Origin of the sequence: Allopontixanthobacter sp. (assembly GCF_034376665.1) — a bacterium.
In the GTDB taxonomy this organism is placed as follows: domain Bacteria; phylum Pseudomonadota; class Alphaproteobacteria; order Sphingomonadales; family Sphingomonadaceae; genus Allopontixanthobacter.
In genome coordinates this window covers 1-12,779 of record NZ_JAXMJI010000118.1, presented here as the reverse complement: position 1 = coordinate 12,779, position 12,779 = coordinate 1, and the positions used below count along the sequence as shown (strand labels likewise).

14 protein-coding genes are annotated in these 12,779 nt (G+C 62.5%); 8 read left to right on the top strand and 6 right to left on the bottom strand.

Features of this window, described 5'->3' with window-relative positions; translation table 11 throughout:
• The first annotated feature begins 41 nt into the window (after positions 1–41).
• Entirely contained in the window at positions 42–2,498 is a 2,457-nt protein-coding gene (locus U0988_RS13550) for a ligase-associated DNA damage response DEXH box helicase (RefSeq protein ID WP_322293156.1), read from the top strand.
• 13 nt (positions 2,499–2,511) lie between these two features.
• Here the strand turns inward: U0988_RS13550 and U0988_RS13545 are convergent, their stop codons facing one another.
• From U0988_RS13545 to U0988_RS13525, 5 genes are all read right to left on the bottom strand, one after another.
• Positions 2,512–2,946: a biopolymer transporter ExbD gene (locus U0988_RS13545; protein WP_322293155.1), complete on the bottom strand. Its 435-nt coding sequence runs from the start codon at positions 2,944–2,946 to the stop codon at positions 2,512–2,514.
• A 197-nt stretch (positions 2,947–3,143) separates the two neighbouring features.
• Positions 3,144–3,587 (bottom strand): biopolymer transporter ExbD, encoded by a 444-nt coding sequence (locus U0988_RS13540; RefSeq protein ID WP_322293154.1) that lies wholly within the window; start codon positions 3,585–3,587, stop codon positions 3,144–3,146.
• A gap of 92 nt (positions 3,588–3,679) precedes the next feature.
• The gene (locus U0988_RS13535) at positions 3,680–4,213 is read right to left on the bottom strand and encodes an ExbD/TolR family protein (RefSeq protein WP_322293153.1); all 534 of its coding nucleotides are present in this window, start codon (positions 4,211–4,213) and stop codon (positions 3,680–3,682) included.
• An 88-nt stretch (positions 4,214–4,301) separates the two neighbouring features.
• Positions 4,302–5,084: a MotA/TolQ/ExbB proton channel family protein gene (locus tag U0988_RS13530; RefSeq protein WP_322293152.1), complete on the bottom strand. Its 783-nt coding sequence runs from the start codon at positions 5,082–5,084 to the stop codon at positions 4,302–4,304.
• A gap of 82 nt (positions 5,085–5,166) precedes the next feature.
• The gene (locus tag U0988_RS13525) at positions 5,167–5,835 is read right to left on the bottom strand and encodes an energy transducer TonB (RefSeq protein WP_322293151.1); all 669 of its coding nucleotides are present in this window, start codon (positions 5,833–5,835) and stop codon (positions 5,167–5,169) included.
• Positions 5,836–6,234: 399 nt separating this feature from the next.
• Between U0988_RS13525 and U0988_RS13520 the strand changes: the two genes are divergently transcribed.
• Positions 6,235–7,017 carry a hypothetical protein gene (locus U0988_RS13520; RefSeq protein ID WP_322293150.1) on the top strand — a complete coding sequence of 261 codons (783 nt, stop codon included), beginning with the start codon at positions 6,235–6,237 and terminating at the stop codon, positions 7,015–7,017.
• Between the two features lie 139 nt (positions 7,018–7,156).
• Positions 7,157–8,503 carry a homoserine dehydrogenase gene (locus U0988_RS13515; protein ID WP_322293149.1) on the top strand — a complete coding sequence of 449 codons (1,347 nt, stop codon included), beginning with the start codon at positions 7,157–7,159 and terminating at the stop codon, positions 8,501–8,503.
• Between the two features lie 18 nt (positions 8,504–8,521).
• Here U0988_RS13515 and U0988_RS13510 read toward each other — a convergent pair whose 3' ends face one another.
• Entirely contained in the window at positions 8,522–8,977 is a 456-nt protein-coding gene (locus U0988_RS13510) for a hypothetical protein (protein WP_322293148.1), read from the bottom strand.
• A 55-nt stretch (positions 8,978–9,032) separates the two neighbouring features.
• Here U0988_RS13510 and glpX point away from each other — a divergent pair, with 55 nt between their 5' ends.
• From glpX to rplT, 5 genes are all read left to right on the top strand, one after another.
• Positions 9,033–10,055: a class II fructose-bisphosphatase gene (glpX, locus tag U0988_RS13505; protein ID WP_322293147.1), complete on the top strand. Its 1,023-nt coding sequence runs from the start codon at positions 9,033–9,035 to the stop codon at positions 10,053–10,055.
• A gap of 112 nt (positions 10,056–10,167) precedes the next feature.
• Entirely contained in the window at positions 10,168–11,103 is a 936-nt protein-coding gene (locus tag U0988_RS13500; RefSeq protein ID WP_322293146.1) for a ribose-phosphate pyrophosphokinase, read from the top strand.
• A gap of 2 nt (positions 11,104–11,105) precedes the next feature.
• The gene (locus U0988_RS13495; RefSeq protein ID WP_322293145.1) at positions 11,106–11,888 is read left to right on the top strand and encodes an inositol monophosphatase family protein; all 783 of its coding nucleotides are present in this window, start codon (positions 11,106–11,108) and stop codon (positions 11,886–11,888) included.
• Positions 11,889–12,035: 147 nt separating this feature from the next.
• On the top strand, positions 12,036–12,239 hold the full coding sequence (gene rpmI, locus U0988_RS13490) for a 50S ribosomal protein L35 (RefSeq protein ID WP_160756267.1): 204 nt from the start codon (positions 12,036–12,038) through the stop codon (positions 12,237–12,239).
• 42 nt (positions 12,240–12,281) lie between these two features.
• Entirely contained in the window at positions 12,282–12,641 is a 360-nt protein-coding gene (gene rplT / locus U0988_RS13485; protein WP_322293144.1) for a 50S ribosomal protein L20, read from the top strand.
• Positions 12,642–12,779 lie beyond the last annotated feature (138 nt).

Sequence of the window (12,779 nt, the reverse complement as noted above, 5' to 3'; positions counted from 1 at the left end):
CCTTGCGGAACCGATGGCCTGCGCCCATCGCTTGAGCGGTGATGCAGGCGATTTTCCCTCCGGAGATTGAAAACTGGTTCTCCCGGCGCGGCTGGCGCATCCGCAGCCATCAGCAGGATATGTTTACCGCCAGCCGGGCCGGGCAGCACACTTTGCTGGTGGCCGACACGGGGGCTGGCAAGACTCTGGCGGGATTCCTGCCGACGCTGGCCGATTTCTGCCCCAGCCAGATTGGCGATGAGTGCCCGCCGGAAGGGCTGCACACGCTCTACGTCTCGCCGCTGAAAGCGCTGGCGCATGATGTGCAGCGCAATCTGGTGATCCCTGTCGAACAGATGGGCCTGCCGGTCCGCATCGAGACCCGCAGCGGGGATACCCCTTCCGATCGCAAGAAACGCCAGCGCGTCAGGCCCCCGCATATCCTGCTGACGACGCCCGAATCGCTTTCGCTGCTCCTGTCCTATCCCGACAGCTTCGACTTGTTCAAAACCCTCAAACGGATCGTCATCGACGAGGTCCATGCCTTCGCGACCGGCAAGCGCGGCGACCTGCTGGCGCTGAGCCTCAGCCGGTTGCAGGCCATCGCGCCTGGCGTGCAGCGGGCAGCGCTGTCGGCCACCCTTGCCCGGCCGGAGGAATTCCGCGCCTGGCTGGCCCCGTGGGGCGATGTCGGCGCGGTGGAACTGGTCATCGGCGAGGAAGGCGCGCCGCCGGAAATCGAGATACTCTTGCCAGAAGAGGAGCGGGTTCCCTGGGGCGGCCACGCGGCGATCTGGGCGATCCCGCAGGTCTACGATCTTATCCGGGTCAACCAGACCGCGCTGATCTTCACCAACACCCGGTTTCTGGCGGAATATATCTTCCAGCACCTGTGGGACGTGAACGAGGACAAGCTGCCGATCGGCATCCATCACGGATCGCTGTCCAGGGAGGCGCGGAGCAAGGTCGAAGGCGCGATGGCGCGCGGCGAATTGCGCGCCCTGGTGGCAACCGCCAGTCTCGATCTCGGGGTCGATTGGGGCGACGTCGATCTGGTGGTGCAGATGGGCGCGCCCAAGGGCTCCTCCCGGCTGCTGCAGCGGATCGGCCGGGCCAACCACCGCCTCGACCAGCCCAGCCGTGCGGTGCTGGTGCCGGGCAACCGGTTCGAATTTCTCGAGGCGACGGCAGCCAAGGAAGCGGTCGATCAGGGCCAGCGTGACGGGGAGGATTTCCTGCCCGGCGGACTCGACGTCCTGGCCCAGCACATCATGGGTTGCGCCTGCGCCGCACCTTTTGACGAAGCCGAATTGCTGGCCGAGGTGCGCTCCGCCCCGACCTACAACTGGATCGACGAGACGATCTGGCAGCGGGTGCTCGATTTCGTCGCGACTGGCGGCTATTCGCTGACCGCTTACGACCGGTTCAAGCGGATCACCCGCGAACCCGGCGGTGTGTGGCGCCTTAGCCACCCCGAGCAGGCGGCTCGGCACCGGCTCAACGCCGGGATCATCATCGACAGCCAAATGTACGACGTCCGCTTTCGCAACGGACGGTCGCTCGGGCGGGTGGAAGAACGCTTTGCGGCGAGCCTGTCTCCCGGCGATACCTTTGCCTTTGCCGGGGTCAGCCTGGAGGTCGAGCGGATCAAGGACGGCGAAGTTATCGTCCGGGCTTCGAAGAAATCGGCGATGATCCCATCCTATGGAGGTGCGCGGATGCCGCTGACGACGCATCTGGCAGACCGGGTTCGCGAGATACTGGATGACCGGGCCGGATGGGGCCGCTTTCCGGATGATGTCCGCGAATGGCTGGAGATGCAGGATTACCGCTCCGTCATGCCTGGACCTGGCCAGTTGCTGGTTGAAAGCTTCCCGCATGCGAACCGGGAATACAGCGTGTTTTACACCTTCGAGGGGTGGAACGCGAACCAGTCGCTGGGGATGCTGCTCACCCGGCGGATGGAGAATATGGGCCTGCAGCCCGGCGGCTTTGTTGCCAATGATTATTCGCTGGCGGTGTGGGGGCTGAAGCGGATCGACGATCCGGTGCCGCTGTTGTCCTCGGATATTCTCGGCGAAGAATTCGCCGCCTGGGTGGAAAGTTCGCATCTGCTCCGGCGCGCATTCCGCGAGGTGGCGGTGATCGGCGGGCTGGTCGAACGGCAACAGCCGGGGCAGCGCAAGAGCGGCAGGCAGGTGAGTTTCTCGACCGACCTGATCTACGACGTGCTTCGCAAGTACGAACCGGACCATATCCTGCTGGATGCGGCCTGGGCCGATGCTCGCGCGAAAATGACCGATATCGGCCGGCTGGGCGCGTTGCTCGACCGGGCCGAGGAGCAGACGGTGCATGTGCGTCTCGACCGGGTCAGCCCGATGGCGGTGCCGGTCATGGTCATGATCGGGCGTGAGAGCGTGCCGCAGGGTGCGGTCGATGACGAGCTGCTGCTGGAAGCAGAAAGCCTGGCGGGCGTGGCAATGCGTGCCGATCCGTTTCGGGAGGGCGACAGCGACTGAGGCGCCGCGCGGATTACTTGCCGAATTCGCGATACCGTTCGGTGCCGACGAAGCCGAACTTGGTAACGCCGCTCGCTTTAATGGTGTTGAGCATCCGCGCGGAAACCCGGTAGCTGGCCATCGCATCGGGTTCGAACTGCAGTTCCGGCTCGACATCCAGCAGCAGCGTATCCCTCAGCAGGCTCGCTAGCTCCGTCTCGGTAACGGTCTGGCCATTCCAGTAGATACGGTCCTGCGCGTCGATGACGACCTTGTTCTTGTCCGCGAACAGCGGAGCGACGACATCGCCCCGCGGAAGGTTGAGATCCACCGAATGGGTGGCGACCGGAATGGTGATGATGAACATGATTAGCAGGACGAGCATCACGTCTATCAGCGGCGTGGTGTTCATCGCGCCCATCGGCTGAGGGGCGGTGCCTGGAGCGGAGGCTACGAAGGAAGCTGCCATGTTCTCTCTCCAATGATGTTTATCAATGATATATCATCACACATATAGCTCATAACAGCAAGAGCCATTCCGTTCGGAGCTGATCGTCCGGAACCAGGGGAGGAGGAGGAAAGGGCTATGCTCTGCGGTACCCAACAAAAAAAGGGGCGGATTGCTCCGCCCCCTTCGTTTGAGAGTTCAGGGATTGCCGCGTACGCTCAGGCGCCGGCTTTTCCGAATTCGCGATACTTCTCGTTGCCGACGAAGCCGAACTTCGTGACGCCGGAGCCCTTGATGATATTCAGCACCTTGGCCGACAGTTCGTAGCTTGCCAGCGGCTCGGGTTCGAACTGCAGTTCCGGCTCGACCTGGAACGCCATGGTTTCCTGCAGGTTGCGCACCAGTTCGTTGTCGTTGATCGCAGTGCCGTTCCACAGGATTTCACCGGTCTGAGTGAGAACGATCTTGTTCTTGATCGGATCGACCTGGTCCAGTGGCGGCGGTTCAGCGCTTGGCTGCGGCAGATCGATATCGACCGAATGTGTCGCTACCGGGATGGTGATGATGAACATGATGAGCAAAACGAGCATGACGTCGATCAGCGGCGTCGTGTTCATTTCCATCATCGGCGAACCGTCGTCCTTGCCGCCTGAAATTGCCATCGTGGGTTTACTCCTGAATATTCAGCCCGGCATCGCCAGGCCCGAAGTTGGTTCCGTGATCAGGCAGGCCGCTGCCAGCCCGATCGGACCGGTCAGCCGTTGGGGTCGACCGGATTGGAAATGAAGCCAACAGTTGGATAGCCAGCTGCCTGCACGTTGTAGATCGTCCCTGCAACGCACTGCCACGGTGCATTCACGTCGCCGCGGATGTGCACCTGCGGGATCAGATCGGGATCCTGCATGATCACTTCGGGGCCGCCGGCACGGGTCACGATGTCATCGAGCCGCTTGAAAGCATCGTCGTACAGTTCCTGCGAGGTCACCGGGGTCGTATTGTTGAAATAGATCCGGCATTGGCCATTGCGCGACGCGCCTTCGAAGCCTGGCTCGCCAGCGCTACGACCTGCGGAATCGGTCGTGCTGATGGTCAGCAGGAGATTTTCCACCTTATCTTTCGATTCGACAGATACCATGATCGGCAGCCGGAGCTTGTCGATCGTCTGGATCGCAACCGGAACCGCGATAAGGAAGATGATGAGGAGCACCAGCATCACGTCGACGAGCGGCGTGGTGTTGATGTCTGACATCGGCGTATCAAAGCCACCGCCGCCTGCCGAAATTGCCATGGCTAAATCCTATCCTGGACTAATAAATACATTGGATCGCTTGGGAGATTGTCCGGGGCGGCCGTTCCAGCCGCCCCGAAAATCGCGATCAGGCCTTGGGTGCGGTGATCGGACGGGCAGCAGGCTTGGCGGCTGCGCCAGCTTGCTGAGTCGATGCCTTGGTCATAACGGCCGGACGAACGGCACCCTTGGAGTTGATGTTGGCCAGCAGGTCGGTCGAGAAGCCCGCGAGCAGTTCGCCGATCCGCTTGTTGCGGCTCTGCAGCCAGTTATAGGCAAGCACCGCAGGCACAGCCACGAGCAGACCGATGGCGGTCATGATCAGGGCTTCGCCAACCGGGCCGGCAACCTTGTCGATCGAGGCCGATCCGGCGAGACCGATGTTGATCAGCGCGCGGTAGATACCGATAACCGTGCCGAGCAGGCCGACGAACGGTGCGGTTGCACCAACCGATGCGAGGAATGGCAGGCCGCCGGCAAGCTTCGAATTGATCGCCGCTTCCGAACGCGCCAGCGAACCGTGCATCCAGTCATGCGCTTCGAGGCTGTCGGTCATCTGGGTATGCTGCGCTTCTGCAGCAAGGCCATCTTCGACCAGCTGGCGCCATGCGCCGTTCTTCTCAAGCTTGGTAACGCCTTCTTTCAGCGAACCCGCACGCCAGAAACCGGCCTGGATCTGCTTGTGCTGGTTGAAGACTTTCTGCTGTTCCATCCACTTGGTAATCAGGATGTAGAAAGAACCAACGGACATAATGACCAGCACGCTGAAGATCGACCAGGCGATCAGGCCGCCCTGTTCCATGGCTTCGATGAAGCCAAATTTGTTCTGCGGTGCTGCGTTAGTGGCTGCGGTAAGAAGTTCGATAAGCATTGCGAGTTTCCTCTCAGAAAGAAGCTGTTCAAAAAAAAACATAAAGGTATCGCCGGCCCGCCCTCGGACCGGGCGCTACCGGTTATTCGGGTATCACCCACCGTATCGCGTTCGAATAGGTGTCCGTGGTCGGATTCCCATTGCCATCGGTTGCCGGCCGGAACCGGGCGCGCCGGGTGATATTCTTGCAGGTTGCATCATCGAGATCCGCGTGGCCGCTGGACCTGGTGACAGTGCAATCCGATACCCTGCCGTCCGTGCTGACAGTGACACGGAAACCGGTGGTTCCTTCACGTTCCTCGCGAAGTGCACGGGAGGGATAGTCGTTGGCGGTTGCCCAGTTGGCGGGGTTGCCGCGCGGTTCGGCACCTTTGGGCTGAACCCGCGGCGGTGGCGGCGGCGGTGGCGGGCCGACCGGCGCAGGCGGAATTCGCAACGCCGGCGGTGCCGGCGGCGGGATGGTCGGCTGCGTACGGATGGGCGGCGGCGATACCGCAATGCTGATCGGCGGCGGCGGCGCAACCGGCGGCGGCGGCGCACGATCCGGCTCCGGCGGTGGCGGCGGCTCGTCTTCGGGTTCGGGTGGCGGCGGTTCTTCGATGTCGACCGTTGTCACGCGCTCGATTGCCTTGGATACCGCCTCATAGGCGAGCCCAGTGATCAGCGCATAGCCCAAGGCCACATGGATCAACCCCACAATGATCAAAGCGATAATCCGGTTACCGCTCATCTGTTGGTCAGCGTAGGCCATTCAGTCGCATCACTCCATAGTCTGCGGGCAGGCGAATACACCTACCCAAACGGCTCAGGTCAGAGTCCCCTCTGCCAGAGCATATTCCTTGCTGTCCACCCTGATGGCCAAACGAATTTGGTTGCCTGTGCGGCCGACCGGACCCGAGTGGCCCGGTATGGGCCTGATTGAACTTGTCTTATTGGCTTCATTCAATCGCGGCATTGCATTAGCTTCGAAGATCGGTCCAAGCAATCGCTTTGTCGGTTAACTGCAGATTCACTGCGCAACTGATCAAACGATACTGACGCGAATCGCACCACGACTAGCGCAATAATCATAGTGGAAAAACACGTAATGTCGTATCTTTTGAAAACTTTGAGCATTGCATTGCTTGCTGGATCGGTGCTGTCCGCCCCTTTGAACACGGCAATTGCACAAGCCGCGCCGAATGCTCGCGAATCGACTTATGCCGACCTCGTTGACCTCGCCGATGCGGCGAATCTGGTCCTGCGGGTCGAGATTCGCAAACAAGCCGAAGTCAAGGCTGAGCGCGCGCCCGGACTGTCCCCCGGCATGGCGCGGCTGTATATCGAAGCCGACACCCTGGCCTTGCTTACGGGCAATTCTCCGGTCGGAGAATCGGTCAAATATCTGGTCGATGTACCCCTTGATGCGAAGGGGCGGGCACCGAAATTGAAAAAGCAGGAGATGCTGCTGTTCGCCAAAGCGGTCCCGGGCCGCCCGGGAGAAATCCAGTTGGTGGGGCAGGGCGCGCAGATCCGCTGGACCCCGGAAATGGAAGCGCGGGTTAGGCCGATCCTTTCCGGCCTGGTTGCGCCCGATGCGCCGCCAGTCGTCACCGGGGTACGCGATGCTCTGTCGGTCGAAGGCAACCTGGTGGGCGAATCGGAGACGCAATTGTTTCTTTCGACCCGGGGTGACGGACCTGTCTCGGTTACGGTCATCCGCCGTCCGGGACAGCAGCCGACCTGGGGTGTGTCCTTCAGTGAAATCGTCGATCAGTCCGCTGTGCCGCCGCAGCCCGAGACGTTGGAATGGTACCGGCTCGCCTGCTTCCTGCCGGAGGAATTGCCAGGCGAAGCGAATCTCTCCCGCGATGCCGGATCGCGTGCGCAGGCCGCCGCAGACTACCGGTTCATGATGAGCCAACTGGGACCCTGCCCGCGCAACCGCCTGTAGTCGATCCGCCCCGGACGGCGGCGATCGCGACCGCCCGAAACACTGTTTTCTGCGTGTGAAGGCTTGCCCAATCGCGTTCGCCTGCGCAGAGGCCGTCTCCTGACCCGGCCGTAGCGCGCAACAGGATACCGATCTGATCATGGCACAGGACCACCAGCCCCCGGCACAACTTTCTTCCGGCCAGCCGCTGCGCATCGCGCTGGCGGGCCTTGGAACCGTGGGTGCGGGAATGATTCGCCTGCTGGATACCAACGCCGATATCGTTCGCGCGCGCGCCGGCCGCCCGCTCGAAATCGTGGCGGTCAGCGCGCGTGACCGTTCCAAGGACCGCGGCGTCGACCTGTCGCGATTTGCTTGGGAACACGACATGACCGCGATGGCCGCGCGCGGCGATGTGGATGTGGTGGTCGAACTGGTCGGCGGCTCGGACGGTCCCGCGCTGACCCTTGCCCGCAACACCATTGCTTGCGCCAAAGGGCTGGTGACCGCCAACAAGGCGATGATCGCGCATCACGGCATGGAACTGGCCCGTCTCGCAGAAGCTGCCTCGGTCCCGCTGAAATTCGAAGCGGCGGTTGCAGGCGGAATTCCGGTGGTCAAAGGACTGCGCGAAGGCACCGCAGCAAACGCCATCGAGCGGATTTACGGTATCCTCAACGGAACCTCCAATTACATTCTCTCGACAATGGAGGCGACCGGGGCCGATTTCGCCGATGTCCTCGCGGAGGCGCAGGCCAAGGGCTATGCCGAAGCGGACCCGACATTCGACGTCGAAGGAGTCGACGCGGCGCATAAACTGTCCATTCTGGCCGGGATCGCGTTCGGGGCCTGCATCGATTTCGATCACGTGGACTGCGAGGGAATCACCGGGGTGCGTGCAGCAGACATCGCACAGGCGGATACGCTCGGCTACGTCATCCGGTTGATCGGGATGGCCGATGTCGAAACGGGCGGGGACGGCTCGCCGCGCCTGCTCCAGCGGGTCAAACCCTGCCTGGTGCCGAAACGCCATCCGCTGGCGCATGTTACCGGCGCTACCAACGCGGTGGTCGCGGAAGGCAATTTCTCCGGACGGCTGCTGTTCCAGGGTGCCGGCGCCGGAGATGGTCCGACAGCGAGTGCGGTGGTGGCCGATCTGATCGACATTGCCCGGGGCGAAACCTCGGCTCCGTTCTCGATCCCCGTGGCGGAAATGATCGCGATGGCGCCAGCCGGATCGGGCGAGCGCACCGGCCGAACCTATCTGCGCTTCATGGTCACCGACCGGCCCGGTGTGCTAGCGGAAATCACCGCGGCGATGCGCGATGCCGGGGTTTCGATCGAAAGCCTGATCCAGCAGGGCAGAGTATCGGAAGGCGGCGAAGTGCTGGTGGCGATGGTGGCGCACGAAGGGCCGGAGAAAAATGTTGCCCATGCACTCTCGCTACTTGAAGCTTCGCCCAGCCTGACCGCCACGCCTCTGGCGATGCAGATTATTGCGGGATAATTTCTGTCGGAATGCGGTTCAGCGGCCCGGTATCTCGCCTTTGCCGACCTTGTCCGCGTCCGACCCTTCGGGGGCTTCGGGCAGGGCCGACAGATCGATCATCAGGGCAGGCGGCGGCGGGCATTTCTGAAGGCCCGGGATACACAGTTTGCCAACGGTCGCAGGACCCTTGAAAATGCCGGGGCCGGCGACATCGGGTGCGCGGGGCAGGCCGTCGTCCAGCGCTTCTTCCGATTCCGGATCGAGTTCGGTGGAGGATTTTACCCGGAACTGGGAATTGTCCTCCTGCCGCGCGCAGACCACGATTTCGTCGCCCTGGGCAGGTGCGCAGGCCGGTTCTGGCGGCGGCGGACCGTACGCCTTCCGGGCATTTTCGGCGACTTGCTCTGCCGAGACTGGTGGCTGGCCTTGAGAATAGGCGGGATTTCCGGCGATGATCATAATCAACGCCGCAAGTCCGGCACTTCTCGACATTCAGCCACTCCCTGTTTAATCGCCCCATAAGCGCGCCAAAGGGACTGAATTAGCCATGAACGATAGCACCACGTCTGCCGCCAGCACCAAGGCTCCCACTAGAGCGCGGGTCACCAAGAGCAGCGTTTTGGACCGTGCGCTGGTGCTGGAAATGGTCCGTGTCACCGAAGCTGCCGCCATCGCCGCGTCGAAGCTGATCGGTCGCGGCGATGAAAAGGCTGCCGATGCTGCCGCGGTGGAGGCCATGCGCCGGGCGTTCGACGAGCTGGAAATCGATGGCACGGTGGTGATCGGCGAAGGCGAACGCGACGAAGCCCCGATGCTCTATATCGGCGAGAAGGTTGGCGGTGCCCCTGGCCGCGGCCCCAAGATCGATATCGCGCTCGACCCGCTGGAAGGCACTACAATCACGGCCAAGGCCGGACCCAATTCGCTGGCGGTGCTGGCTGCAGCGGAAGCCGGATGCCTGCTGAATGCGCCGGACACCTATATGGACAAGATCGCCGTCGGCCCCGGCTATCCCGAGGGAGTGATCGACCTGGCGAAGAGCCCGACTGAAAACGTCAGGGCGGTTGCTGCGGCCAAGGGTGTCCCGCCGGCGGAGATTGTGGTCTGCGTCCTTGACCGGCCGCGCCATGCCGAGATGATTGCCGAACTGCGCAGCCTCGGCTGCGGTATCTATCTGATCCCGGACGGCGATGTGGCCGGGGTCATCGCGGTGACTGACGAAGACACCACGATCGATATGTACATGGGCTGCGGCGGTGCGCCGGAAGGGGTGCTGGCCGCGGCCGCGCTGCGCTGTGTCGGCGGCCAGTTCAACGGCCGTCTGGTGTTCCGCAACGACGACGAGAAAGCCCGCGCGCGCAAATGGGGCATCACCGATTTCGACCGAATCTACAAGCTGGAAGACCTCGCCAAGGGCGATTGCATCTTTGCCGCCACCGGGGTGACCGGGGGATCGCTGCTCGAAGGGGTGAAGCGTTACAAGGGCGGGCGCATGACGACCGAAAGCGTGGTGATGCGCGCCAGTTCCGGCACGGTGCGCTGGATCAAGGGCGAACATCACTTTGAGTGAGTTCGTCCCGATAATGTGCTCCCCCTGTCAACAGAGCAGTGCCCCACGCGGTTGCAATAGGCGGCGGGTTGGCTAATCGGGCACCAATGGACGCCGTCAAAGGGAATACCGCATGAAGATCATGGCCGCCAATTCGAACCTGCCGCTGGCACGGGCGATCGCGGCCTATCTGGAAATCCCGCTGACCGATGCCAGCGTCCGGCGCTTTGCCGATGAAGAGATTTTCATCGAAATTCACGAGAATGTCCGCGGCGAGGACGTGTTCGTGATCCAGTCGACCAGCTATCCCGCGAACGACAATCTGATGGAACTGCTGATTGCAATCGACGCGCTGCGGCGCGCCTCGGCACGCCGAATCACCGCGGTGGTGCCGTATTTCGGATACGCAAGGCAGGACCGCAAGCCCGGTCCGCGGACGCCGATATCAGCGAAGCTGGTGGCCAACCTGATCACCGAAGCCGGTGCCGACCGGGTGCTGTCGGTTGATCTCCACGCAGGCCAGATCCAGGGTTTCTTCGATATCCCGACCGACAACCTCTATGCCGCGCCAGTGATGGCGGCCGATATCCAGGCCCGCTACGGCGACCAGGACCTGATGGTCATATCGCCCGACGTCGGCGGCGTGGTCCGCGCCCGTGCCTTGGCCAAGCGGCTCGACAACGCGCCGCTGGCGATCGTCGACAAGCGCCGTGACCGGCCGGGCGAATCCGAAGTGATGAACATCATCGGCGATGTGCAGGGACGCCATTGCATCCTGATCGACGATATCATCGATTCGGGCGGCACCCTGTGCAACGCGGCGCAGGCGCTGATGGACAGCGGGGCTTCCAGCGTGGCGGCCTACATCACTCACGGCGTATTGTCCGGCGGCGCGGTAGCACGGGTAAACGCGTCCGCGCTGAAGGAACTGGTGATTTCGGACACCATCCTGCCTACCGACGCGACACTCGATTCCGACCGCATCCGGATTCTTACGGTGGCACCGCTGATCGGCGAAGCGGTCCGCCGGATCGCGGACGAAAGCTCCGTCTCCAGCCTGTTCGACTGATCATGGCAAGTGCGCGCGATCTGGTCCTCGCGAATCGCCTGGCGGATGCGGCTGGCTCGGTCATCCGCCCGTTGTTTCGCGGGGACTGGTCGCATGAACGCAAGACCGATGCCTCGCCGGTAACCGAAGTGGACAAGGCGGCCGAAGCGGCCATGCGCGCCATCCTCGAAAGCGAAGCCCCGGACGACGGGATCATCGGCGAGGAATACGGCACCAGCAACGAAGCCGCCGGGCGCCAGTGGGTGCTCGATCCGATTGACGGTACGATCAGCTTCATGGCGGGACGGCCGATTTTCGGTACGCTGATCTCGCTGGTTCAGGACGGCTGGCCGGTTCTCGGGATCATCGACCAGCCGGTGGCGCGCGAACGGTGGGCAGGCCGGATTGGCCAGGATACGACCTTCAACGGCGCGCCCGTTCGTACCCGGCCCTGCAAATCGCTGTCCGATGCGACGCTGGCTTCCTCCGGGCCGCAATATTTTTCGGACGAGGACGCCGGGGCGTTCATGTCGCTGGCGGCGCAAACCTCCAAGATCGTGGTGTGGGGCGGGGATTGCTATAATTACGGCCTGCTGGCGGGCGGGCATCTCGACATCGTCTGCGAAGCGGGCCTGAAGCTGTATGATTACGCCGCGCTGGTGCCCATCGTCGAAGGCGCGGGCGGGTTGATGGCGGACTGGCAAGGCAATCCGCTGGATGCCGATAGCGCCCATTCGCAAGGCGGCCGGGTGCTGGCCCTTGGCGACCCGGCCCGGCTGGAAGACATTCTCGAGGCCATGGGCTGAGGGCGGCGACCCAAGCCGCCGCCGAAACGCTTGATTTACCGCGCAGCCGCTGTATACGCCCGCGCTTCACTGCACGTGATTCATGAGTTGGCCTGGCCGTAAGGGCTGCCAGGGCTGACCGTACGTGTTTCTGAACAGGAGACGAAAATGCCCAAGCTGAAGACCAAGAGCGGTGTGAAGAAACGCTTCAAAATCACCGCAACCGGCAAAGTGAAGCACGGTGTGGCTGGCAAACGCCACCGCCTGACGCATCACAGCGCCAAGTACATCCGCCAGAACCGCGGCACTTCCGTGATTTCCGACGCTGATGCCCGGACAATCAAGAAATGGGCCCCATACGGTCTCGATTGAGCCGCAGGGACCGCAGAGTTCTGAATTTAGGAGTACTGAAATATGCCACGCATCAAACGCGGTGTAACAACCCGCAGCAAACACAAGCGGTTACTGGAGCAGGCCAAGGGCTTTCGCGGTCGGCGCAAGAACACGATTCGCGTCGCCCGCCAGGCAGTCGAGAAGGCCGGCCAATACGCTTACCGCGATCGCAAGATCAAGAAGCGCACATTCCGCGGTTTGTGGATCCAGCGGATCAACGCCGCAGTCCGCGCCGAAGGCCTGACCTACTCGCAGTTCATGCACGGCACCAAGCTGGCTGGTATCGAACTCGACCGCAAGGTGATGGCCGATCTGGCGATGAATGAAGGCGCTGCTTTCAAGAGCATCATCGAGCAGGCCAAAAAGGCACTGCCGGCTTAGAGCGTTTTCCACAGCGTCTGAATCGTTGAGGATTCCGCTGGCGCGAGATTTCTGATTCAGGATCCGTGCTGGTGAGGAGGCCAGGATGGATGACCAAAGCACTATCGCAGGATTTGCGTGATCGGGTCGTCGCGGCGA

Excerpts from the sequence above, each read along its gene's own strand:
- U0988_RS13540 (WP_322293154.1), bottom strand. The coding sequence starts at position 3,587 with ATGGCAATTTCAGGCGGCAAGGACGACGGTTCGCCGATGATGGAAATG.
- U0988_RS13495 (WP_322293145.1), top strand. The coding sequence starts at position 11,106 with ATGGCAAGTGCGCGCGATCTGGTCCTCGCGAATCGCCTGGCGGATGCG.
- U0988_RS13535 (WP_322293153.1), bottom strand. The coding sequence starts at position 4,213 with ATGGCAATTTCGGCAGGCGGCGGTGGCTTTGATACGCCGATGTCAGAC.
- U0988_RS13545 (WP_322293155.1), bottom strand. The coding sequence starts at position 2,946 with ATGGCAGCTTCCTTCGTAGCCTCCGCTCCAGGCACCGCCCCTCAGCCG.
- U0988_RS13515 (WP_322293149.1), top strand. The coding sequence starts at position 7,157 with ATGGCACAGGACCACCAGCCCCCGGCACAACTTTCTTCCGGCCAGCCG.
- U0988_RS13550 (WP_322293156.1), top strand. The coding sequence starts at position 42 with ATGCAGGCGATTTTCCCTCCGGAGATTGAAAACTGGTTCTCCCGGCGC.
- U0988_RS13525 (WP_322293151.1), bottom strand. The coding sequence starts at position 5,835 with ATGGCCTACGCTGACCAACAGATGAGCGGTAACCGGATTATCGCTTTG.
- rpmI (WP_160756267.1), top strand. The coding sequence starts at position 12,036 with ATGCCCAAGCTGAAGACCAAGAGCGGTGTGAAGAAACGCTTCAAAATC.
- rplT (WP_322293144.1), top strand. The coding sequence starts at position 12,282 with ATGCCACGCATCAAACGCGGTGTAACAACCCGCAGCAAACACAAGCGG.
- U0988_RS13530 (WP_322293152.1), bottom strand. The coding sequence starts at position 5,084 with ATGCTTATCGAACTTCTTACCGCAGCCACTAACGCAGCACCGCAGAAC.
- glpX (WP_322293147.1), top strand. The coding sequence starts at position 9,033 with ATGAACGATAGCACCACGTCTGCCGCCAGCACCAAGGCTCCCACTAGA.
- U0988_RS13500 (WP_322293146.1), top strand. The coding sequence starts at position 10,168 with ATGAAGATCATGGCCGCCAATTCGAACCTGCCGCTGGCACGGGCGATC.
- U0988_RS13510 (WP_322293148.1), bottom strand. The coding sequence starts at position 8,977 with ATGTCGAGAAGTGCCGGACTTGCGGCGTTGATTATGATCATCGCCGGA.